The 22071-nt window shown below is 36.6% G+C and carries 23 protein-coding genes, 1 tRNA gene and 1 other annotated feature; of the genes, 3 read left to right on the top strand and 21 right to left on the bottom strand.

Features of this window, described 5'->3' with window-relative positions:
- Positions 1-53 precede the first annotated feature (53 nt).
- On the bottom strand, positions 54-281 hold the full coding sequence (locus RV17_RS00325; RefSeq protein ID WP_067480478.1) for a helix-turn-helix domain-containing protein: 228 nt from the start codon (positions 279-281) through the stop codon (positions 54-56).
- Positions 282-536: 255 nt separating this feature from the next.
- On the opposite strand from RV17_RS00325, the gene RV17_RS00320 reads away from it, so the two are divergent.
- Positions 537-1244, top strand: a complete 708-nt coding sequence (locus RV17_RS00320; protein ID WP_071868197.1) for a GntR family transcriptional regulator — start codon at positions 537-539, stop codon at positions 1242-1244.
- Between the two features lie 132 nt (positions 1245-1376).
- On the opposite strand, the gene rpmA is transcribed toward RV17_RS00320, so the two are convergent.
- From rpmA to rplU, 3 genes are read right to left on the bottom strand one after another with little or no spacing between them, the layout of a single operon-like run.
- Entirely contained in the window at positions 1377-1670 is a 294-nt protein-coding gene (gene rpmA / locus RV17_RS00315) for a 50S ribosomal protein L27 (RefSeq protein ID WP_010751514.1), read from the bottom strand.
- A gap of 12 nt (positions 1671-1682) precedes the next feature.
- Positions 1683-2027, bottom strand: a complete 345-nt coding sequence (locus tag RV17_RS00310; protein ID WP_067480472.1) for a ribosomal-processing cysteine protease Prp — start codon at positions 2025-2027, stop codon at positions 1683-1685.
- A gap of 28 nt (positions 2028-2055) precedes the next feature.
- Positions 2056-2364: a 50S ribosomal protein L21 gene (gene rplU / locus RV17_RS00305; protein ID WP_067480469.1), complete on the bottom strand. Its 309-nt coding sequence runs from the start codon at positions 2362-2364 to the stop codon at positions 2056-2058.
- A 19-nt stretch (positions 2365-2383) separates the two neighbouring features.
- Positions 2384-2459, bottom strand: a sequence feature (ribosomal protein L21 leader region).
- 149 nt (positions 2460-2608) lie between these two features.
- Between rplU and RV17_RS00300 the strand changes: the two genes are divergently transcribed.
- The gene (locus RV17_RS00300; RefSeq protein WP_067481322.1) at positions 2609-3268 is read left to right on the top strand and encodes a uracil-DNA glycosylase; all 660 of its coding nucleotides are present in this window, start codon (positions 2609-2611) and stop codon (positions 3266-3268) included.
- Between the two features lie 35 nt (positions 3269-3303).
- Here the strand turns inward: RV17_RS00300 and RV17_RS00295 are convergent, their stop codons facing one another.
- The 6 genes from RV17_RS00295 to RV17_RS00270 form a co-directional block, all read right to left on the bottom strand.
- Positions 3304-4932 (bottom strand): SulP family inorganic anion transporter, encoded by a 1629-nt coding sequence (locus tag RV17_RS00295; RefSeq protein ID WP_071868196.1) that lies wholly within the window; start codon positions 4930-4932, stop codon positions 3304-3306.
- A 253-nt stretch (positions 4933-5185) separates the two neighbouring features.
- Positions 5186-5737 carry a DUF1697 domain-containing protein gene (locus tag RV17_RS00290; RefSeq protein ID WP_071868195.1) on the bottom strand — a complete coding sequence of 184 codons (552 nt, stop codon included), beginning with the start codon at positions 5735-5737 and terminating at the stop codon, positions 5186-5188.
- Complete coding sequence (locus RV17_RS00285) at positions 5734-6090, bottom strand: GNAT family N-acetyltransferase (RefSeq protein WP_307725182.1); 357 nt, start codon at positions 6088-6090, stop codon at positions 5734-5736. Before RV17_RS00285 ends, RV17_RS00290 begins: the two co-directional genes overlap by 4 nt.
- 370 nt (positions 6091-6460) lie before the next feature.
- Positions 6461-6534, bottom strand: a tRNA-Arg gene (locus RV17_RS00280).
- Between the two features lie 274 nt (positions 6535-6808).
- Positions 6809-7504 carry an O-methyltransferase gene (locus tag RV17_RS00275; protein ID WP_067480457.1) on the bottom strand — a complete coding sequence of 232 codons (696 nt, stop codon included), beginning with the start codon at positions 7502-7504 and terminating at the stop codon, positions 6809-6811.
- Between the two features lie 113 nt (positions 7505-7617).
- Positions 7618-8130 carry a signal peptidase I gene (locus RV17_RS00270; RefSeq protein WP_067480455.1) on the bottom strand — a complete coding sequence of 171 codons (513 nt, stop codon included), beginning with the start codon at positions 8128-8130 and terminating at the stop codon, positions 7618-7620.
- Between the two features lie 213 nt (positions 8131-8343).
- On the opposite strand from RV17_RS00270, the gene RV17_RS00265 reads away from it, so the two are divergent.
- The gene (locus RV17_RS00265) at positions 8344-10176 is read left to right on the top strand and encodes a hypothetical protein (protein ID WP_071868193.1); all 1833 of its coding nucleotides are present in this window, start codon (positions 8344-8346) and stop codon (positions 10174-10176) included.
- 65 nt (positions 10177-10241) lie between these two features.
- Here RV17_RS00265 and lplA read toward each other — a convergent pair whose 3' ends face one another.
- The 11 genes from lplA to RV17_RS00210 form a co-directional block, all read right to left on the bottom strand.
- A complete protein-coding gene (gene lplA, locus RV17_RS00260; RefSeq protein WP_067480448.1) occupies positions 10242-11246 on the bottom strand; it encodes a lipoate--protein ligase in 1005 nt (334 codons plus the stop codon).
- 10 nt (positions 11247-11256) lie between these two features.
- Positions 11257-11997 (bottom strand): MBL fold metallo-hydrolase, encoded by a 741-nt coding sequence (locus RV17_RS00255; RefSeq protein WP_067480445.1) that lies wholly within the window; start codon positions 11995-11997, stop codon positions 11257-11259.
- Positions 11998-12059: 62 nt separating this feature from the next.
- Positions 12060-12872 carry a DUF975 family protein gene (locus tag RV17_RS00250; protein WP_067480442.1) on the bottom strand — a complete coding sequence of 271 codons (813 nt, stop codon included), beginning with the start codon at positions 12870-12872 and terminating at the stop codon, positions 12060-12062.
- A 3-nt stretch (positions 12873-12875) separates the two neighbouring features.
- The gene (locus RV17_RS00245; protein WP_067480439.1) at positions 12876-13955 is read right to left on the bottom strand and encodes a M42 family metallopeptidase; all 1080 of its coding nucleotides are present in this window, start codon (positions 13953-13955) and stop codon (positions 12876-12878) included.
- Between the two features lie 264 nt (positions 13956-14219).
- On the bottom strand, positions 14220-15479 hold the full coding sequence (dltD, locus tag RV17_RS00240; RefSeq protein ID WP_067480437.1) for a D-alanyl-lipoteichoic acid biosynthesis protein DltD: 1260 nt from the start codon (positions 15477-15479) through the stop codon (positions 14220-14222).
- A gap of 2 nt (positions 15480-15481) precedes the next feature.
- Positions 15482-15715, bottom strand: a complete 234-nt coding sequence (gene dltC, locus RV17_RS00235) for a D-alanine--poly(phosphoribitol) ligase subunit DltC (protein WP_067480435.1) — start codon at positions 15713-15715, stop codon at positions 15482-15484.
- 50 nt (positions 15716-15765) lie between these two features.
- Complete coding sequence (gene dltB / locus RV17_RS00230; protein ID WP_071868192.1) at positions 15766-16971, bottom strand: D-alanyl-lipoteichoic acid biosynthesis protein DltB; 1206 nt, start codon at positions 16969-16971, stop codon at positions 15766-15768.
- Positions 16968-18482, bottom strand: a complete 1515-nt coding sequence (gene dltA / locus RV17_RS00225; protein WP_071868191.1) for a D-alanine--poly(phosphoribitol) ligase subunit DltA — start codon at positions 18480-18482, stop codon at positions 16968-16970. Before dltA ends, dltB begins: the two co-directional genes overlap by 4 nt.
- A 10-nt stretch (positions 18483-18492) precedes the next feature.
- A complete protein-coding gene (locus RV17_RS00220; RefSeq protein ID WP_067480430.1) occupies positions 18493-18642 on the bottom strand; it encodes a teichoic acid D-Ala incorporation-associated protein DltX in 150 nt (49 codons plus the stop codon).
- Between the two features lie 318 nt (positions 18643-18960).
- Positions 18961-21045: an ABC transporter permease gene (locus tag RV17_RS00215; RefSeq protein ID WP_071868190.1), complete on the bottom strand. Its 2085-nt coding sequence runs from the start codon at positions 21043-21045 to the stop codon at positions 18961-18963.
- On the bottom strand, positions 21035-21802 hold the full coding sequence (locus RV17_RS00210) for an ABC transporter ATP-binding protein (RefSeq protein ID WP_071868189.1): 768 nt from the start codon (positions 21800-21802) through the stop codon (positions 21035-21037). Before RV17_RS00210 ends, RV17_RS00215 begins: the two co-directional genes overlap by 11 nt.
- Between the last annotated feature and the right edge of the window lie 269 nt (positions 21803-22071).

Raw genomic sequence — 22071 nt, 5'->3', positions numbered from 1 at the left:
AGACAAAATTTACAAACTGTTTAGTTCCGCTTTCTTTCCACCTGTTCTTTCAATTATTTTTTCCTTCTTGGCTCTGGCAACTTCTTTGAAAAATCCGTGCGCCCTAACAAAAAATCTAAATTTGTCTCAAAAAAATCAGCGAGTGCAATCAAAATATATAGCGGAACTTCCCGTTCACCACGCTCATATTTTGAATAGACAGAATAATCACAGTGAAGATGTTCAGCTAATTTTCGAATCGTTAGCTGATGCTGCTTACGTAAATAATATAGTTTCTTCATAATGAAATCCTTTTTTGCTAATTATATAATGCGCTTTTCTCAATCGGTCAATTGTGGACAAAAAGACCACTTGTTTCAGTAAACCAGACTACACAACACGATGAATGACTTGCTCTAACTTCCCTTCTTTCTTCATTTTATTTTGACAACCGCAAATTTGTTCTTTCTATTATTCCCTTTATTGCGAAAGAAAAATGAACATGCTATTCTTAAAATTGATAACACTACACCAACATTTCGGAAAAAGGTGATTTTATGATTCCAAAGTATGAACAAATCAAACAAGATTTACTAACTGAAATCAAAACAAATAAATTTGTTCCAGGTGATAAATTTTATTCAGAAGCTGCGATTAAGCAAAAGTATGCCGTCAGCTCAATCACAGCGGTTAAAGCACTCAATGAGCTAACGAATGCCGGCTACCTTTATCGAGTACAGGGAAAAGGCACTTTTATTTCACGATCAAAAGTAGCAGAAACTGTCAAATTCTCAGATCTTGAACGGAATTCATTTGATAAAGAACACGTCACTGTATTATCCATCGAAGAAAAAAATGATGCCACGATTTTGCATGAATTAAAATTACCTAGCGATGAAACCTATTACAAAATCAAACGCGTTCGTTACTTTGATGAAACGCCTTTCTTGGTTCACCTTACTCACTTACCCAAAAAGCTAATGAAGCAACCACTTGCAGATGACTTATCAACTTACACAAGTGTCTACGAACGAATCCGTTTAGATTTCGGTATCGATCTTTTTTCCTTAGCATCTGTTGAAACAAATGAAATTGTCTTTCCTGATGATCCCGAGTTGCTTCGTTTGTTGAATCTAAGTTTTAGAGAGCCTGCTGTCAAACAGGTCAAACATTCTTACCTACCAGATAAAAGTGTTGCGGAGTATATCGTTAGTTACAAACATTGGAAATATTTCAAAACAAAAATTGAAGTAGAAGCAAAATAAATTAGCGACATTCTTTAGGTACTTTTTATTTAAAAATTGCTTAGCTAATAGGTCATCAAAAAATTGTACAAACTTGCTTAAAAACAAAAAAGCTCCATCCCTCGCCAAGCGAGGGATGGAGCTAACTGTTTATTAAGCTTCTTGAGCTACTGGATAAACAGACACTTGTTTTTTGTCGCGGCCTTTACGTTCGAAACGTACTACGCCATCAACTTTAGCAAATAAAGTGTCGTCTCCACCAATACCCACGTTTACACCTGGATAGATTTTTGTACCGCGTTGACGGTAAAGAATTGATCCACCTGTAACAGTTTGTCCATCAGCACGTTTAGCACCTAAACGTTTTGATTCTGAGTCACGGCCGTTAGATGTAGAACCGCCACCTTTTTTGTGGGCAAATAATTGAAGATTCATAGATAATAACATGGTCTGCACCTCCTATTTATCAGTAATTGTTTTAATTTGGATATATTCTGAATTCTCAGCTTCTATGGATTGTAAACCTAATAAAAGATTTTCCAGTAGAATTTCGGCAATATTCGTTTGTTCCTGTGTCATGATTGAGCTAACTTCGGTATAAAGATACCCGCCGTCTTCTTCATTCACGTCAACAATCGGATCAAAACCAGCTAATGAAGCAATCCCATTGACTGTGCTGATTGCTAATGCAGAAACACCTGCACATACAATGTCACTTCCATAAGGACCCGCATCAGCATGCCCTGTCAAAGTAAATGAAACGATTTGACCTGCGTCATTTCGCTTAAATGTTCCTTTGATCATCATTCAGGCCTTCTTTCTCAAACACTAATTAAGCGTTGATTGCGTCGATAACCACTTTTGTGTATGGTTGACGGTGACCTTGTTTGCGGTGTGAATGTTTTTTAGGTTTGTATTTGAAAGTAACGACTTTCTTTTGTTTGCCGTGTTTTTCAACAGTTCCTTCAACAGTTGCACCGTTGACTGTTGGAGCGCCTACTTTTGTAGATTCGCCACCTACTAAAATAACTTCGTCAAAGACAACTTTTTCACCTGCTTCAACGTCAAGTTTTTCGATGTAGATTGCTTGACCAACTTCAACTTTTACTTGTTTACCACCAGTTTTAATAATTGCGTACATGCTATAAAGCACCTCCTTATTTTATACTTAGACTCGCCATCCTAAGTGACAGCCAGGCTGTGCTTACTACTTATTCTGTGCGGTTGTAGCTGTGGAGTCCACAATTACAACGTTACTAGCTTAACAAAATAAACACTATCCGTCAACTAAAATTTCTGATCTTTCTGACCTCTTTAGTCGCATTTTTTTCTCTATCCTTTTATACTAAAAAAGAGTCAAACGAAAAATGAAAGTAGATGAACGCATGAACTACCCTACTACATTAGTGAAAGAAGTAAAACAACGAATGAATAATCGACCTGTCGAAGGTTTTGTCGCAGGGCAAGGTTCTCTTAAACCAAAAATAATGTTTGTTGGTGAAGCTCCAGGAAAAAACGAAGTTGAAAACCATATCCCTTTCAGCGGACAAGCAGGGAAAGAATTGATGGCCTGCCTTGAAGGACTGAAGTTAACCAGGGCAGATGTCTACATTACTAGTGCAGTTCGCAGTCGACCTTATCGTGTCGTTGAACGAATAAATAAGCGAACCCATGAAAAAGAAATCGTTTATCCAAACAGAACCCCGACTAAAGCTGAAGTGTTTGCACACGCCCCCATTCTCGACTATGAAATTGCCAAAATCAAACCTGATTTAATTGCTACTTTAGGAAATATCGGCCTACAACGTTTACTAGGAAAAGACCACACTGTTTCAAAAAATCATGGGCAATTATATGTGGGACCCGTTTTAGAATTGAACAAACAGAAAACACACTACGAATGGTCAAAGAAAACTTATCGCATTGTTCCCCTGTTTCATCCTGCTGCTATTTTTTACAATCGTTCTTTAGCTCCACTTATTAAGCAAGACTGGGAAATACTGGATACGCTCATCAACGATACAAGAAAAGGAAGCTCTGAATAATCTCAGGCTTCCTTTTTTTAGTTTAGTTATTTCTTTTATTCATTCGTTTCATATCGTGCATGTAATGCAGACAATGCATGTGCTACGGTTTGATGTTGTTCCGTGCTTTCTCCTTGCCACAAGTGTTTCATATATTTTTCTACTTCTGGTTGGAGGGAAGTATAGATAACTAGTTGGCCTCTTTCGTCTGCATTCGTTTGAAATTCGTCAAAGACAGACAGCGCCGTCAGGTCAATACTCGGAACACCACGCATCGAAAAGATAATGCCATCTTGGTCACTCAACTCAGCTAATTTTGATTTTAATTTTTCTGATGACATGAAAAACAAAGGGCCACTGATATAAACAACTGTCCAGTCTTTTAATTTTTCAGTTTCAGGTAAATCCACTCGTTTCCAATCAATTGTTTCAAGCGAAATCGTAATCGCCGCACTTTTCATGACAAAGAAAATGCACCCGCCAATGATTCCGATGACGATTGCAATACTTAAATCAAAAATAACCGTACAAATCATTGTTAGGAAAAATAGAAGAATAGAAGTCCAATATTTTTTTGAAAACAACTCGTGGATGGTTTCCCACTCATTCATTCGCCAAGCAGTAACAATCAAAACACCCGCCAATGCAGGCATCGGAATTTGAGACATCACTGGCGCGAAAACGAGCATAGATAGGAATAGAACACCAGCATGAATGATTCCAGCCAGACGTGTCTGAGCACCTGATTTAATCGCAACACTCGTTCGAGCAATTGCGGCTGTCGCAGGAATTCCACCAAAGAAAGGTAATAACAAGTTACCGATTCCTTGCGCCACTAATTCTTGATTACTATCTAATGGTTTGTTTGCCATTCTTCCAGCTGACGCCCCGCATAATAAACTCTCGACCATTCCTAAAAGTGCAATGCTGACTGCCGGAACTGCTACTTGTTGTAAATCGGCAATCTGAAAATCACTTAAAACTAAACGATTGCTACTAATTATTGTCTGTGGAATTTTACCTACCGTCGCCACAGGCAAATGAAAAATCAACATAGCACCTGTCGCAAGAATAATTGCTAAAAGCGAGCTTGGCATTTTTTGTGCCCAGCTTTTCGGATAAAAAGCCATTCCCAGAATCACTAAACTTCCCATGAACAAGGCGCTCCAATTAACTGTAAACCCTAACGTCTGATAACTGCTTAATTTTTCAATCACATTCGCGCCTTGTGAATGAACACCAAATAAGTTATCCACTTGGCCCAAACCAATAATGATTGCGATTCCTGACGTAAAACCGGTAATTACCGGTGCCGGAATAAAAGAGGTTAATGTTCCCAACCGAAAAATTCCGGCAATCAACAAGAAAATCCCAGCTAAGAAAGTCGCCAGCAACACACCATGGATTCCTTGCGTTGCTACAATGGACATTAAGATTGCTGCCATTGCCCCAGTTGGTCCAGAAATTTGATAGAAACCACCTGACAAACCACCAATAATGACACCAGCTAAAATAGCAGTAATCAATCCTGCCGCCGCATCAGCACCACTTGAAACCCCGAACGCTAACGCAAGAGGCAAAGCAACTGCTGCAACAGTTACACCTGCCAACAAATCTTTTTGAAACTTTGCTAAATCATACCCTGAAAATTCTTTTTTTAACAACAAACGATAATTTTTGAACAACCTACAAACTCCTTTTCATGAAAATTTCTTAAATACACAATCATTAGGATAGCATAATTTTAGTCTAAAAGTAAGAACATTCACAAAGTCCTGTTATCATTAACCAGCTTTGCTACTACTGAACTAAAAAACGTGAGAAAATATATTAAAATAAATAGAACAAGAGGTAGACCAAAAAAATCTCTTCTTGATCTGCCTCTTGTCGTGTTCAATTATTCTTTTCTTTAGTTGTTTGCTTTTTATCGCAAAAAAGTCAGCTAGTCAATAATTCACTGATTTTATTTAAGGTTTTTCGATTGCGAACAGTAAAAGAATCATCGAGTTTTGTCAATTTATTTCCCAGTTTAGAATTCCGAATACTCTGCGCACTCAAGAAATAAATTTCTCTTTTTCCAACAAAAACCTTGTCTTGCCCTACAAATTCTTCAGCCAGCTTTGCTACAGCAGACGCATCGATTTCTTGATTGCCGAGATAAAAATACACGTGCTCGACCTCTGGCAAATGATCATTCATTTTCTGGATTTCAGCTTCTGTAAATGGAAACTCAGCTAAGATAGTTGCAAATTCCTCAGCTGTTCGTAAAACAATTTTGCTCTCAAAACCAAATCGTTCAACAAATGCTCTGGCAAGTTCAGACATAATCATTGTTTCTGGTCTATTTGACTCAAAAATGACATTCCCACTTTGAATATACGTTTTGACATTTTGATAACCTAAATCACTAAATAATACTCTTAAATCAGCCATCTTAATGCGATTTTTACTTCCAACATTGATTCCCCGAAAAAATGCGATATAGTTCATTTGTCTACTCCTTCTTTCTCGTTCTCGCTCTGCTTAACTAAATGAAGGATGGGATAATTTTTCCCAAAACCATCTATTTGGTCCTCTGAATCAATTGTAAATCCATGTTTCAAATAAAATGCTTTAGCGTTTTTATTTTGCGCGTTGACATCTATTTTTTGAATGTTTTTATTTTCTAATAACCAAACTAAAATTTTACTGCCATATTTTTTTCCCATAAACTCTGGGTTAAGAAATAGCATTGCTAACTCTTCATCCTGTGTACCACTAAATCCTAGCAACTGTTCATCATCGTACCATAACAAGAGTTCAACAGCATTCAAGTAGTTTGGTATAGCTTCTTGATAAAACACAAAATCTTTTTGTGATAAAAAGTTATGTGTTTCTTTAACTGATTTCCCCCAAACTTCTAGTACTTTAGGGTAATCATCCAGTACAGCTTTTTATGCGTCAACATATGCTTTCTCCCTAACTTTAATAATAAATTTTTCTGGTGCTGAATGGATTATTTTTGTATCTATTTTCTCAAATGCATCTAGTTATTTGTTGATGATACGAACTATTTTTCGATAAATTCTATCTATTTTGAAGTGTCAAATAGACGCATTTAAAAGATCTAGCTAACCCAACTGCTTCTAACTTTAACTGAGTAAAAACTTTTACCACAAGTTTGACACAAAAACAAAAAACCGTTAGAAACAAACGTTTCTAACGGTTTTTATACGTCACAGGAGGGATTCGAACCCCCGACCGTCCGCTTAGAAGGCGGATGCTCTATCCAGCTGAGCTACTATGACCTCACATGTTTATCACATGAATTAGCGCAACAAGGTAATTATAGAGAAACAAAAAGATTCTGTCAATAAGAATTTAGTTATTTAATTGCAAAAAGTTTTCAACAAAATCATAGAATTCAAAATAAAAGCTTTTTTTCTACGTATCTTTTTGTGAAGGCTTAGATTAGACAATTTACTAAATTAATTTCACAAAAAAGACTGGGATCTCTCCTTCCCAGCCAGATAACTATTTTTATTTTCTTTTTAGAATCAGTGATTGCTTAGTTCTGATTGTTTATTGAACTTCAGCTAATGAAACATCATCAGCTTCTTTAGTAATCATAATCACGCCATCACCCAACGGCAAGATGCTTGATGTTAGTCCAGGATGATTCATGACAACTCTTAGAAATTCATTTAATTTACGATGAATTGCTCGTTTTCCTCTGGGAATTTCTTCATCTGGTAATAAAATTGTGCCGCCTTGAAAAATATCATCTACCATCAGCACCCCGCCTTTTCTTAATAAACGCAAACATTCTGGAAGGAACTCAATATATTTTGACTTCGCACTATCCATAAAAATAAAATCGTATGGGCCTATCAATGTTGGCAAAATTTCAGCTGCTTGTCCTTCAAGTAACGTTACTTTATCTGTTAAACCAAGACGTTCATAATTTTTTTTCGCTTTTTCAATCATTACATCAAAACGATCAATCGTTGTAACGTGGCCTACCTCACTAATTGAAGTTGCCATCAAGCTAGACGAGAAGCCTATGGCAGCGCCAATTTCTAATATATTTTCTGGTTTCATTTGACCAAGGAAAAATTTCAAAAAGAGTGCCGTTTCATGAGGAATGACAGGAACTCCTGCCTCATGCGCCTCTTCTTCAAGAAGCCCTAGCTCACCAGGTAATTTTTTTTGTTGTGTTCGCATAAAATCCAGTAATTCTTCCTTTATAACTGGACGATGCATCATTTCATTGCGCATACTTCTCCTCCTCTTTCCAACATTATACTTAGAACAAATTTATTGTACAAGTTACTAAAAGTTTTTCTTAGCAAAAAAAGTTCGACAGAAATTCTGTCGAACTAAGTATTTGATCAAATCATTCTACAATTTTTCTTTTTCCGAAATTCATCTACCGTGTTCCACGTCGTGACAGCAGTTAAACAAAATGCCATACCCCAAAACAAGATATTCATTTTCGAAAAGCTATCTTTAGCCAGTAGCGCACCTACATAGGGAATTTGAAAAACTGGTTTTCCAATTACACTTCGTGGTTTTATCATGCCTGATTCAACTTGTGTCTGCGTATCTGCTTTCGTATAAAAATATTCTTGGTTCTCACCTGCAGCGACCACACGCCGGGTTTTCACTCGCTCACCAGAATTTTCATAATAAGTAATGACGTCACCAACTAAAATATCTTCCGCTTTTTGTGGTCGAACATAAACAACACTTCCGTTTGAATACAGTGGAGCCATATCTTTATCAGTAACAATTTGTGGTGTTAGGCCAAGCAAGTGTGGCAATAAAACAATACATAAGATAATGGCTAAAAATAGAATCAATACAATCGAGCCAATAAGAGTTATTTTTTTGTTAAAAGGCACCGTTTTCCACCTCAATCCCCTAATTTACTAAAGTAACAATATAATAACACAAATTTTTATCTATATTTCTTTTTTATTAGAAAACTGATATTTAAAAATGGAAAATCTCCTTATTTTCTTAATTAAATAGCTAATTAAGTGTTATAAAGGCATTGACTACAAATAAAAAAAAGTTTAACCTAAATGTACTCCAATTGGAAAGGACCGTTACATATGACTCCTTTAAATAACGCATATAATAAAAAAGATTTTTTTTCAACAAAAATGAAATGGTTTTCTATAATAACATTATCCTTGTTATTTTTATTTGGCATTAGCTATTTCTTCTATTTTATCCTTTCTCCAGTCGATAGTGATGAAACAAAAGAAATTCAACAAGCTTGGAATTTTTATTCAAAGGATGATCCTGAGACTCGCTACAACAGTGAGTATTTAGAAAAAGTGCCCCAAGTTTCAAAAAATGAAACTTTCGTGATGGAAACCACTTTAACAAAAAAGCTTGACCAAGCCAGTATCTTGTTGAAAGGAAATCATCAATGGATCAAAGTTCGATTAGATCAACAAATTCTTTACGAACGAACAGGTGACGCAAATACCAAAAATCCTGGGTTATCACTAGCAGTCATTGATTTACCTGACAATTATGTTGGAAAAAAATTATCAATTGAAGTTGCCTCTCCTTACATAAATTTTGCGGGGATCCCACCAAAAGTTTATATTGGCACTGCCTCTTCAATGGTCACGTTTATCTTCTCTAAATCAGTACCACAGTTTTTAACTATGATTATCGCAATTCTATTAGCGGTTGGAACATTGATTATGGCAATCTATATTATGTATAAACAACAACGGCTGGATCTCTCATTGATTTTTTTAAGCTGTTTTGCATTAATCGTCGGCTTTAGCGCAATGTCTGAAGATATTTTGAGTGGATTGTTATTTGATCCAATCGTTCATTCTACTCTGTCGCATCTTTTTACCGTTTTAAGTGCATTGTTCCTAATTTCTTATTATGCGTTACGCATGGAACGTTATCGACGGCTTTTTGGAATCTGGTGTCTTATTCAAGTTTTCTTATCTTGCTTACCCATTTTATATGTTCTTTTCACACCAGAAGAGCTTCCTGAAATGATGCAATTGATTAGTATCATTCGAGTTTTCAGTACACTGGTGACTTCCCTTGCCTGTATTGGTGAAGCCTATCATGGAAATCGTTTTTTCGTCTCCTGTACGCCTTGGATCATTCTGATTGCAATTAGCCACTGCTACTTGTTTATCCAAAGCACCCTAGGAAATTACGCTAGCACACTCAACTGGTCAACTATTCTTTATATGATTATTTTGCTAGTAATTGTCATTTATAGTATTTCTGAACATATCCATGCCGTAGATCAAAATATTCGAGAAGCTAATTTTTTAAAAACTAAAACTGAGCTGCTTGAGGCGCATTATGAATCCTTACGTGCACATATGAAGGAAATCAGCACACTTCGTTTAGACTTTTTAGATCGAATGACAACAATTCAAGCAATGTTGCAAACTAGTCAACCAGAGCAAGCAGAAAACTATCTGAATGAACTTCTTGATGAAGCACAAAATTTTGAGCTTATGACTTCTTTATCTGGTCATTCATTGACAAATTTGATTTTGGCACGTTATCAAGAAATTGCGAATAAGCAAAGTATTGAAATTCATTTTAATGCCGACCTTCCAGGAACGTTATTTGTTCACGATGACGACTTGACCCAATTATTGATTCATATCTTGGAACATTCTTTCAGAGAATCACATGCAATTGAAAACCCATTACAGCGAAAAATTTTCCTTTCAATGCGTGTCAGTGATGATGATTTCATTATTCATTGTGAACACAATGCACATTATGATACAAATATTTTTGACCGTGGAATAACGACCGAATTAGATAGTCAAGAACACTTTGATTTAATGATGATAAAGCTTGTCACTGATAAGTATTCTGGTAAATTAACTCAAGAAAAAGATGAAATTTTTGATCGTGTTACGATTCAACTTTCTCGCATTTAAAAAACTAAAAAAGCTTCCGGAAAAATTTCCCGGAAGCTTTTTTGGTTACTAATCGGTCACTCTTTTTAATAAAGTAATGACAGTAAGTCTTCCGACTCGATTGCACCAAAGTATTTTTTAACGTCGATTGTATCGACCGTTTTCTCTAATGAAGCTTTTTCATATTTTTGACCAATCAACGCTTGTTCAACATCAGCGATATTTCCTAAACCAAAGAAATCACCATAAATTTTTGCATCGTCGATCAATCCATCAGCAACATCTAAATGAACTTCAATCGAGCCAATTGGAAAACGTTTTTGACGAGAAAAATTGAAATCAGGTGATTTTCCATAATTCCAATTCCAATTTCTGTAATAATCTTCAGAAATTTGATTGATTTTTTCCCAATCAGCTTCAGTTAATTGATATTCTTTAATATCAGCCTCTGATTCTACACCAAAGATTTTTAATAAGATTTCTTGACGAAACTCTTCCGTTGTCATCTCTTGTTTATCTTCTGGCAAGAATGGTTTGATATTTGTCACACGTGAACGAATAGACTTGATCCCTTTTGATTCAATCTTGTCTTTTTTCACCTTCAAAGCATTAACAACTTCATTGATATCGGAATCGAACATGATTGTCCCATGGGCAAACATTCTGCCACTTGTCGCATACATTGCATTCCCAGAAAACTTCATTCCATCAATTACTAAGTCATTTCGACCTTTTAACTCGGCACCTGTAACACCTAATTCATGAAGTGCTTGAATAATTGGTTGTGTAACTTTTGCAAAATCACGGAAAGAATTTCCATCATCAGGCATGATAAAACTGAAATTCAAATTACCAAGATCGTGATAGACAGCTCCGCCACCACTTAGTCGGCGAACCACATGGATTCCTTGCTCTTCAACATAGTCACGATTGATTTCTTCAATCGTATTTTGATTACGTCCGATAATAATCGAAGGCTCATTGATATAAAAAAGTAGAATAGGTTCATCTAAAGGCATTTCTTGTAATAAAAATTGTTCAATTGCTAAATTTACTCTTGGGTCGTGGTTTTCATTCGGTACAAAAATCATGGTCGTCCTCCTAGATTTCAAATACTTTATCGACAGCTGCCAATTCAACAATCACATCTGGACCAGCAGCTTTTTGTGCTTCGTTTCTTAGTTGTTCCAAATCACCAAATTGAGGTAAATGCGTCAAAACAAGTTTTTTCACCTGTGCAGCTTGTGCCAACTCACCGGACTCTTTTGACGTAAAATGCGCACGATGGCGTTCATTTCCTTCAAATAAATAAGTGTCTGCTAAAAATAAATCGGCTTCTCGTGCAAACGGAATAAAACTTTCCAGATAACCAGAGTCACCAGTGAACACAAATACTTTTCCAGTAGCTTCTTCTACGATTCGCATCGCATAGCAAGGAACTGGATGGATCGTCTTCATAAAAGTAATGAGAAACGGCCCCACTTTTAGTTCTTCTGGTTCATAATAAGCAATTCCTTCTGAGACACCGGGCATACTTAATTCAGCAAAATGAAAAGCATCTTCCGTATGACCATAAATCGGTAATACTGCCTCTGGGTCTTTTTCAGGATGAAGTTGCCAATAGTACTGCAACACACCTAAATCCGCAATATGGTCATGGTGATAGTGACTCAAAATCACCGCATCCAAATCCAGTGGTTCAAGATGTTCCTCCAGTTTAACTAACGTTGCACTTCCCGCATCAATTAGTAAATGAAACTTGTCAGATTGTAATAAATAACCGGTTGTTCCTTGATTTTGATAAGGATAGGCACCTAAACAGCCTAAAACCGTTAATTTCATCGTACATTCCTCCTCAAAAACTTATCCTACCACAAAAGTAATCTTTTCGATGAATAAACTGCTTACACTTGTGCAAAATATTCTGCAGGTGCGCCTTTTTCATTCCTTGCATGGTCGTAAAATCCAGCGGCAGTCACGTTAACATATGCAATAACCCATAATAAACCAAAGACTAAAGCCAACGCTCCTAAAATGTACCAGCCAACAAATGACAACTGCAATAAAATATAAGTGAACCAACGATCTTTCATCAAATACCAAGCATAGCGAAGTGCTTGCATTACGGTTAATTCTGGATAATCAAACTTTGCCCAAACAGCAAACTGAAATAAACCACCCACAATGTTCATCAAGATAACTGAGATAAAAAGTAACAATAACATGCCAAAAATGACACCAAAATCAAGAAAACCACCCTCGCTCACACTGACAGCCACTGTCCCAGATGAATTTAAAATCAAACTGGCATATGAACGAACACCAGACATCAAGATTGCTGGTAAAAACACCAATGAATTAATCAACCAATTCACTACAGTGTTCAACAAATGGATCAGCAATAATGGCACAAAATATTCCTTTTGAAAAACAACTAGCAATAGATTCATTTTTGCCTTCCCACCACGCATTACAAATAAAGCAATGTACACTAGCGAATAAGTAAATGCAAATAGTAAAAAGTTATCTAGCAAAAAGTTGAGAATATTTTCTTGCGTGCTATCTGGAGCAAAAGAGGTCATATTTCCAAAAATCATCTCAATGATGCCCGAGATCAAGCCAGCTAAAAAGATTAACCCAGCATTAATACCCCACTGTTCCTTTAACGCCGTACGCGCCTGCGCACGATAATCTGAAATGCTTACCGTCTTATTCATCAATTAATAGCTCCGAATCTTTTCAACAGTTTCATGGTCTAGACGTTTTACTAACTCCGTCACCAATTTGACTGTATTTAAATAGTCATCTTCATGAATAACCGATGTATGTGAATGTAAGTAACGAACCGGAACAGTGATTGCAACTGAAGGAACACCATCTCTTGTTAAATGCATTTGACCTGCATCTGTTCCTCCACCAGTAATGACTGTATATTGGAAAGGAATCTCCAGTTCTTCTGCTACATCAATCACAAAGTTCAATAATTTTTTATGCGGAATCATTGAAGCGTCAAAAATCAAGATTTGTGGACCTTTTCCTAAAACAGAATCTGCTTCTTTTGGTGTCATTCCTGGTGTATCACCGGCTGTTCCCGTGTCTAATGCAAAAGCAATATCTGGATTTACCAAATGGGTACTTGTTCGTGCACCACGTAAGCCAACTTCTTCTTGAACATCACTACCTGCAAATAAAACATTCGGATGACCTTCTTTGGCTAAGTTTTCTAAAACTCGTAAAGAAACGGCTGTTCCAATTCGATTGTCCCAAGCTTTGGCTAATAAAAATTTGCCACCATTTAATCGTTTATATTCAATATAAGGCGTAACCATATCTCCAGGTCGAATGCCCCACTCTTTAGCTTCCTTGTCACTCGTTGCACCAATATCAATAAACATGTCCTTGATATCATATGGTTTATTTCTAACTGCGGGCGTTAAAACGTGAGGCGGTTTTGAACCAATCACACCATGGATCACATCCCCCGCTTGTGTTTTGATTTCAACTTGTTGTGCAAGCATTACTTGTCCCCACCAGCCACCAAGTGTTTGAAATTCTAAGAAACCTTTTTCTGTAATTTTTGTAACCATGAAACCGACTTCATCCATGTGACCAGAAATAAAAACTTTTGGTCCGCCGCCAGCACCATGCTTTGCAATGACGCTTCCTAACCCATCAAAGAAAATATCATCCGCAAATGATTGCGCATACTCTTTGAAAACTTCGCGCACTTCTTCTTCATTTCCAGGTACACCTTTAGCAGATGTTAATTTGATTAATAATTCTTCTTCCTTTTTATCCAAACTCGTTCCCTCTTTTCTTATTTAGTAAACTAAATTATACCATTTCTCTGCAAGAATGGAGAAAAAGGTTTTCAAGAAAATCATGAAAAAAAGAAAAAGAGGTATGACAAAATTCGTGTCATACCTCTTTTTTTCAGAATAAATGGTATTCCCCAAGCAGCCACTTAGGCAATTAATCTTTTTCCTCTACAAATACGAGTGGCTATTTTTAGGAGAAATCCCGTATGGCTTGCTTGTTGCCGCAACTTTCGATCTACTTAATCGTTAATTTAACTTGTCTGGCTCTTTTTGTTGCCACTCTTTACTATAAAAAGCATTATCCAACTTGTAATGAACAGGTGCTTGCTTTTCTGCTAAAAAAGGTGCAATTTTTTGATCGGCGGCTAACCAACCTTGCCAACCTAAATGAATTGTGTCTTCCATAAAATAGGGTGTATTTGCTTGATTTGTTAGATCAACAACTTGTTCAAAGCCTTGACTGGTTAATTGGAATTTCACTTTTTTCGCAAATTGTTGCAACATCTCTTGAGACAATCCAGTGTAATCACTCCATTTTTCATTCACTGGTGGAATGATGAACATCACTTGCATTTTTTGTTTAGCAAATTGTTCCAAAACTAACTGAAAATCTGAAAACTCTGGTGAGCAACGATAGTCCCAGTTTGTTTGTGACTGCTTTAATTTTTCAATTTCTGGACGTACGCGATGCGTATAAAATTCATTTTTTAGTCCATATGGATTATTATTCGTCGATTTTTCACCAATTTTATTTGCTAGTTTTTTCAATTGTGTATATTGATAAACTTCTGGTAATTGTCCAGTTGCATGATCAATTCGTTTTTGCTTCCCAACTAGTCCAATCTGACTAAATAATTCATCTTCTCTTTTCAATAACTGCCACGCTGGATAGAGTTTCTTACGACTTTTCTCAGTTGGCAACCGACCAGCTTTGATTTGTTGGAGCAACTCAGTCAGCGTTTGGTTTTCTGTTACTTTAGGAAAGCTAAGCAATCGGCGAGCTACATAGCGGTCAGCTGATGTCACTTTTTTCAATCCAAAGAGCCAATCATATGTTTGTAACTCTGAATAATACATATTAAAGTAATCTTTACTTACCCCCTTCTTAACAAACCACTGAGGGGAAATAATAAAGACTGCTTTCTTATCTTTCAAATGACTTCCAGCAGATTGCATCAACATAAATTGACTAAACGATTGGGTACCTGGTGCCCCTAATAAAAAAGGTTCGTAGTCACGCTGATATTTTTTTGCTAAAACACTAGGGTGGAAAGGGTTGATTCGACTTAGTTCGCTTGAACCAAAGAAGGGCACATATTTTTCTTCGGCTAACGCTTCGTTTTTGATAGCGTCCCCCTTCAACAAATTACCAGACATTGAACTAGCTGCTTCATGAATAACTTTTGGATCATTTACATTCACACGATAGGGCGAAATAAATAAGAAAACTAATAATCCGATTGCCAAAACAACTGGTCCAAATATGGCAAAAAGCTTCTTTTTCATCATTAATCCTTTAAATTTTCCGCTTGTGCAATAATTTTATTTGGAGTCGCCCACTCTTCACGTTCAAATTCAGAAACAGGTACTTGAATTCCTAACTCGCCATCTAATTCTACTAATAGTTGAACAGTTGCAAGTGAATCAAGTAGTCCTTCATCAAATAAGTTCATATCGCGATTGTTTCGAACCTCATCCGTTCCAGTAATTTCTGTTAAAATTGTTAAAATTTGTTCTCCCATGTGTATTCTCTCCTTTTAATAAATGTAATTTTCTTTTGTTGAATCAAAGATCAAGCAAAAAGTAAGGTATTTAAAATTCCTGAAAAGATCAACAAACCAAAACAGATTGCCTGAAATGTTAAGAAAACTGCAAATGCGTGTGTCAACTTATTTGCAGGTAACTGACCTTTGTACTTGCGTTTGAAACGAATCCACGCATCGGTCAGACAAATCAAAGTTGCGTGGTAAATCCCGTAAACAATGTAAAACCAAGTTAACCCATGCCAGACACCCATGATTAGAAATAACACAAAGTAGCCAACATTAGAGGCAACGATTTTGCTTTTAAAAACTTTATTCTTCATCAAGAAAAACATCAGGCGCATATAAATATAATCTCTAAACCAAAAAGATAACGTCATGTGCCAACGATTCCAGAATTCTTTGATGTTCCAAGATAAAAACGGTTTGTTAAAATTGATTGGTGTCTCATAACCCATGAGATAGCTCGTGCCAATCGCAAACAAACTATAGCCAGCAAAGTCAAAGAATAGATACAAACTATAGACATACATATAACCAAGTAATGCCCACGAAATGCCACCATTATGAACCACCATATGTTTCAAAGCTGGTTCTAGAACTTGCCCTAGATAATACCCAATAATAAATTTGTAAAGAAAACCAACAAAAATATTTTGGACACCTTTTCCCAATAACTCAACATATTTCTCAGCACTTGGAGGCTGCAACTCATCCTTTTCAAAACGACGATAGCGGTCGATTGGCCCCGATGAAATGGTTGGGAAAAAGAGTAAAAATTGGATATATCGCAATGGATGATATGCTTTGATCATGCCATCGCGAATCTCCATAATCATCTGAACGGATTTAAAGGTCAGATATGAGATACCTAGAAATCCGATGAATGAAATTGGCTTATCTGTTAGTAATGGCATAATCTTGGTGATTGTCAAAGGTGCAATCGCCAAAAATACTGCCAAGTAAAACCAAACTGTTTCGTTCTTTCTCTGGCGATAACTGAAATAAAGCCAAACTAAGATTACCTGCCAGATAACATAGCCAATTAAAGCAACTCCTTGTTTCCAGTCTGCCCCACCAAAACTAATGAATAAGAAAAAGACAGTGACGATTGCCTGATAAATCGGTAATCGCTTGTTCCGTACGAGTAAGGAAAAAACGATAGGTGCTAACGCAACCAACAATAGCAGAAAGTACAAGGGTTGCGCATAAGGAATCATATGAGGAATCGTCATGTTGGATTCACCTCAGCCAGTAATTTCTTACGATCAATTTTATCGTTTGGTGTTTGTGGTAATTGATCAAGATAGTTGATTCTTTGTGGAATCATGTACTCCATCACTGATTGTCCTAGCTCTTGTTTAATTGCTTTCGTTAACTGAAACGATGGTTCGACCTTTTGTTCTAAGACAATAAACGCAACCAATTGCTGAACTTTCACTCCTTGATATTTAGGTACCACTACTGCTTGTTTAACATTTGGATTCATCCCTAAATAATGTTCGATGTCGCCAAGCTCAATTCGATAACCATGTAACTTGACTTGAAAATCCAAACGACCTTCATACAAAAGCATGCCATCTGTAGTCAAGCTTCCGGCATCACCTGTTCGGTAGCTTGCCTGATTTTCATAATCAAAGAATGCTGCTTCCGTTTTTTCTGGGTTATTCAAATAACCTTTTGAAACACTTGGTCCTGAAATAATGATTTCGCCTGTTTCACCGGCTACACAAGGCTGATTTTCCGCAAAGATTGTTACTTTTGTATCTGATTTCACTTTACCAATTGGAATTCGTTCATACGCATCTAACACAGCTTGCGTAACTTGAACACTAGAAATTGCAACTGTAGCTTCAGTTGGACCATAAGTATTGTAAATTGCCGCATTGGGAAATCGTTTCAATAATTCTTGTGCTGTTTTTTTCGTCAGTTCTTCTCCACAAAAAATAAATTGTTCGAGTTCAGGAACATGCTGTTCATTAAAGTTTGGTTCCATCAAACAAATATCCATAAAGGACGGTGTCGAAACCCATGTTTCCAATTTTAACTGTGGCAAAGTCTGAAATAATTGCTTGAAATCTTGAATAACTGCTTTTGCCAATGGAACAAGTATTCCACCAGAAACCAATGCTGGATAAATAGAGAAGACCGATAAGTCAAATGAAAAAGGTGCCTGTGCTAAAAAACGCATGCCGGGATGGATAGTAAAATCTGTTAATGTCCATTCCACAAAACTTTTTAAGTTGTCGTGACTAATTTGAACGCCCTTTGGTTGTCCTGTTGTTCCCGAAGTAAAAATAATATAAAAGTTTTCCGTCATGTTTACTGGATGACTAGGCTGAAATGAAACTTTCTCTTCAAAAATAGAAACGAATTCTTTTTTTGTTAAAACTGTTTGTTGATTCAATGCTTCTGGCCATTCGCCCACTCCCACAATCAAGGTTGGCTGCGCCACCGTTAAAATGGCTTCGATTCGTTCTTGCGGTGTCTGTTCTTCAATTGGCAAATAGGCGTGTCCCGCTTTGGCAGCTCCTAAAAAAGCAACCAGCATTTCAAATTCTAAATTACCAAATACGACGATTGGCTTTTTATCGTCTACATTTGATTCTAAATAATAGGCAAAAGCATCAGATGCTGCTTTCAATTTTCCATATGTGTACTCTTCATTCGCCGTGCGGTAAGCCACGCGTTCTGGCTCAGTTACGCCCCAGCGATCGATTGCTTCAATGATTGTGCTAAATTTCATGATGTCCCTCCTAAAACTCATTGTAGATAAAGGATCCTCCCTGGATATTTTTATAGTGATACAAATAAATCAGCGCAAGGAATATCAAACTATAAAAAAGGGTGCGAATGAAAAATTTTCCCCAATAATTAACTTGAGGTTGTGCCCACCATTTCTTCATCAAAACACCTCCATATCAAACTTCTACAGAAATTTTAACGATTTTTCGTCTAAGGGGACATCTATCTAGCTTACGATAAGCGATTTCAGGCTAACACTTTTGTCACAAGGTTGAGAAATAAGGATTATGTCAAAAAATAAAAATAAAAATTAACAGAAATTTTTCTAATTCTTTCAAAAAAATTTAAACTTTTTTCCAACCTATTTTTAGTCATTCTCCCTGCAAGCATTACTCCTTCACTTTCTCCTATTCAATGCACAAAAAAAAAACACTCCTATCGACTGTCCATCGATAAAAGTGTTGTGGGTTTCATTTTATTTATTCTTTGATAATTCGATAGTACCAACGACAAGTAATCACATAAAGCAGCACATAGACAACCACAAGTAGTCCACAGACTAAGTATGCAAGCCAGTAATCAGCAGTCTTAATGTATTGAGCAAAGACATTAATTGCAAAAACGGCATGCAAAATACCTAAAATCATTGACGGGAAAAAGGTAATCGCATTTTGCCCATAAATCATCAAACTTACTCTTCTTTGTGGGATACCTAGTTTCGTAAGTAAATGATAATTTCCTTTTTCTTCTTCTGCTTCTGCTAACTGCCGTACCATTAAGATACTACCCGTCGTAATGACAACAATCATCCCAACGAATAACGAAACAAACGTGTAACTCCCCGTTTGGCGATAAACCGAACGCATCTGTGGGTACCTTGCTGTAAAATTCAAGCGTGCGGACTGCCCTGTTTCTTTACTCGTATCAGCAAAATCTTCCGTTGAACTATCTTCAAATGCCTCATCGTCTTCTGTAACTTTTGCAACGATTTTCCCAGTCAATTGCTGCTGATTGATTTCATATTGATACGCAACAGAATGATTCCAGTTAATTTCAACTTTTCGATCCAAAATCTCATTAATAGCCTCATTATTTCCACCAGTTACATTCCAATGAACAACTTGATACGCCGCTCCTGGTGTTGCGTGATAAATTTTCTCACTGACAATCAATGTTGGGCCACTGTAACGCATCGCGCTCTCACCTAAGACATCAGGATGGATGGATTGAATTTTCAAAGCTGTTTGATTCGGCAGGTAGATTCCCTTTCCATAAATCGAAATATTTCTCACTAATGACTGGACTTCATCCAACAATACCGTGTGCTTATCCGACTTCAATCGAATTTTTGGCAATCGAGGATTCATTTTTCGGAAGTCTTGATATTCTTTCTCTGTAATTAAATTCACCAGTTGAAACTCTTGCCCATCTTCTACTTGTCCAAGACGAAAATCATGTACACTTCCAACTACTTTATAGTTCAATATCATTTCTTGTGTAATTTTTTGCTTTTCTTTAGCTAAAATCGGTGCAATAAACTCAGCTGTTTGGGCATCTAATTGATAGTCCGTTGCGTTTTCAATATCCGTTGTATGCGTCAATAAGGTAGATAAGGAAGTCACCCCACCAATCGTAGCTAAAGAAACACCTAAGATCAACGTAATCAAGGAACTTGTTCGCCAGCCTTTCATCAGATGGATCTGAGTATTGCCAATCATCAACAGATTAATTCCACGGTAACTAACTTTCCATTTACTAAAACTATTGAGCAAGAAGCGTAAAGAAAAACAGAAAAACAGATACGTACCAATCACGCATAGGATAAAAATCAAGAAGGGATAACTAAAAATCAACCCAAATTGAGCACCATTTTCAACTAACAAAGTCAAGTACTCTCGAAAATGAATTGCCCCAAAATAACCACTTGTCAGCAGAAATAAGCCGATAATACCCAACAAACGATGTCTGGTTCGCAAACGCATTTTTTTACTAACCACTCGCTCTGTATTACCAAAGCTTTGAATCATCGGGTAACGCCAAATCTTCCAAGTCGAGTGTACCGACACAATCAAAATAATCAGAAAAAATGCAACCAACGTATCGACAATGGACGACCAAGAGACAAAAAATGGACTAGTAATTTGCATTCGCATCATTCGGACTAAAATCATTTGAAAGAGTTTTGAAAAAATAATTCCTAACAGAATTCCTGTTATACAAGAAAATAAGCCAATCACCATCGTTTCAATCAGATAGATAGAAGAAATCTGAAACTTACTTACACCAAACAATTGATAGATACCGATTTCTTTTTCACGACGGTTTAGAAAAAAACGATTCGCACTAAAAACAAAAAACAGTAATACCAAGGTAATCATGAACGTTCCAAAACCGAGCGCACCATCAATAGAACCATCTTGACTGGCACGGCGAACTAACGATTGATCGTACGTCATCGAATTGAAGGAATAATAAATCATAACTGAAAAGGTCAGACTAAAAAAATAAATCAAGTACCCTCGCGACTGTCTAAGTAAACTTCTGGCAGCCAACTTATAAAGCATTGATTTTGCCACCTCCCCCGATTGTCGCTTGCATATCGATCACTTTTTCAAAAAATTCACTTCGCGAGCCACGACGAACAACTTCAGAAAAAATCACACCGTCTTTGATAAATAAAATGCGATTACAATAACTTGCGGTGTAAGGATCATGGGTCACCATCAAAACAGTTGCTTTTTCTTTTTGATTCATCAACGTTAAATAATTTAATAATTCTGTTGCTGATTTTGAATCAAGAGATCCTGTTGGTTCATCTGCAAAAATAACTTTTGGATGAACAACCAAGGCACGCGCCGCCGCAATTCGCTGGCGTTGTCCAACCGATAATTCATCTGGGTAGCGTTTCATGATTTCTTCAATATCGAGTAGCTGTGCCACATGTAAGACACGACGCTCCATTTCTTCTTTCGGTATTCGTTCCACTGCTAAAGGCAACAAAATATTATCTTTTGCATTCAAGGTATCTACTAAATTAAATTCCTGAAAAATAAAGCCTAATTGCTTTCGTCTAAAATCACTAAGCTGACTACTCTTCATTTTAGTGATTTCTTTTCCTTCAATCGTGACACTTCCCATAGTTGGCAAACTGATCGTCGATAAAATATTCATCAAAGTTGTTTTCCCTGCACCACTTGGACCCATGATTCCTACGAATTCTCCTTCGTCCACAGTGAAAGAAAGATTGTCTAGTACCTTGACGGGTGCTAATTTATTTCCATAAATTTTACTGAGATGTTTCACCTCAATCATTCGTTCCATGTGTTTGCCCTCCTAAAATATTCCTCACTACTTTTATTATACTTGCATCGTAGCATAGTCTTTTGTTTTTTTCTCTTTAGTTTTTGTCACTTGGAGCAAAAAAAATGTTTTTTTATTTTTTTAATTTTTTTTTATTCATTTTATAAATCCTGTACTTTCACGTTTTCACTTTTTTTCACAAGGAAATATACACCATATATGGTATATTCACTTATTTATACATCGACAAACCCACTACATATAGTTGCCCGTTTCACTGATTTGTTTTA

The sequence above is a fragment of the Enterococcus thailandicus genome, assembly GCF_001886265.1.
GTDB lineage: Bacteria > Bacillota > Bacilli > Lactobacillales > Enterococcaceae > Enterococcus_B > Enterococcus_B thailandicus.
The sequence above is the reverse complement of the archived record's forward strand: the minus strand, read 5'-3'. Positions and strand labels throughout refer to the sequence as shown.

What these genes read in the sequence shown, in the direction of transcription:
- RV17_RS00325 (WP_067480478.1), bottom strand. Translation starts at nt 281, where the DNA reads ATGAAGAAACTATATTATTTACGTAAGCAGCATCAGCTAACGATTCGA.
- RV17_RS00320 (WP_071868197.1), top strand. Translation starts at nt 537, where the DNA reads ATGATTCCAAAGTATGAACAAATCAAACAAGATTTACTAACTGAAATC.
- rpmA (WP_010751514.1), bottom strand. Translation starts at nt 1,670, where the DNA reads ATGTTATTATCTATGAATCTTCAATTATTTGCCCACAAAAAAGGTGGC.
- RV17_RS00310 (WP_067480472.1), bottom strand. Translation starts at nt 2,027, where the DNA reads ATGATCAAAGGAACATTTAAGCGAAATGACGCAGGTCAAATCGTTTCA.
- rplU (WP_067480469.1), bottom strand. Translation starts at nt 2,364, where the DNA reads ATGTACGCAATTATTAAAACTGGTGGTAAACAAGTAAAAGTTGAAGTT.
- RV17_RS00300 (WP_067481322.1), top strand. Translation starts at nt 2,609, where the DNA reads ATGAACTACCCTACTACATTAGTGAAAGAAGTAAAACAACGAATGAAT.
- RV17_RS00290 (WP_071868195.1), bottom strand. Translation starts at nt 5,737, where the DNA reads ATGAACTATATCGCATTTTTTCGGGGAATCAATGTTGGAAGTAAAAAT.
- RV17_RS00275 (WP_067480457.1), bottom strand. Translation starts at nt 7,504, where the DNA reads ATGCGCAATGAAATGATGCATCGTCCAGTTATAAAGGAAGAATTACTG.
- RV17_RS00265 (WP_071868193.1), top strand. Translation starts at nt 8,344, where the DNA reads ATGACTCCTTTAAATAACGCATATAATAAAAAAGATTTTTTTTCAACA.
- lplA (WP_067480448.1), bottom strand. Translation starts at nt 11,246, where the DNA reads ATGATTTTTGTACCGAATGAAAACCACGACCCAAGAGTAAATTTAGCA.
- RV17_RS00255 (WP_067480445.1), bottom strand. Translation starts at nt 11,997, where the DNA reads ATGAAATTAACGGTTTTAGGCTGTTTAGGTGCCTATCCTTATCAAAAT.
- RV17_RS00250 (WP_067480442.1), bottom strand. Translation starts at nt 12,872, where the DNA reads ATGAATAAGACGGTAAGCATTTCAGATTATCGTGCGCAGGCGCGTACG.
- dltD (WP_067480437.1), bottom strand. Translation starts at nt 15,479, where the DNA reads ATGAAAAAGAAGCTTTTTGCCATATTTGGACCAGTTGTTTTGGCAATC.
- dltC (WP_067480435.1), bottom strand. Translation starts at nt 15,715, where the DNA reads ATGGGAGAACAAATTTTAACAATTTTAACAGAAATTACTGGAACGGAT.
- dltB (WP_071868192.1), bottom strand. Translation starts at nt 16,971, where the DNA reads ATGACGATTCCTCATATGATTCCTTATGCGCAACCCTTGTACTTTCTG.
- dltA (WP_071868191.1), bottom strand. Translation starts at nt 18,482, where the DNA reads ATGAAATTTAGCACAATCATTGAAGCAATCGATCGCTGGGGCGTAACT.
- RV17_RS00220 (WP_067480430.1), bottom strand. Translation starts at nt 18,642, where the DNA reads ATGAAGAAATGGTGGGCACAACCTCAAGTTAATTATTGGGGAAAATTT.
- RV17_RS00215 (WP_071868190.1), bottom strand. Translation starts at nt 21,045, where the DNA reads ATGCTTTATAAGTTGGCTGCCAGAAGTTTACTTAGACAGTCGCGAGGG.
- RV17_RS00210 (WP_071868189.1), bottom strand. Translation starts at nt 21,802, where the DNA reads ATGGAACGAATGATTGAGGTGAAACATCTCAGTAAAATTTATGGAAAT.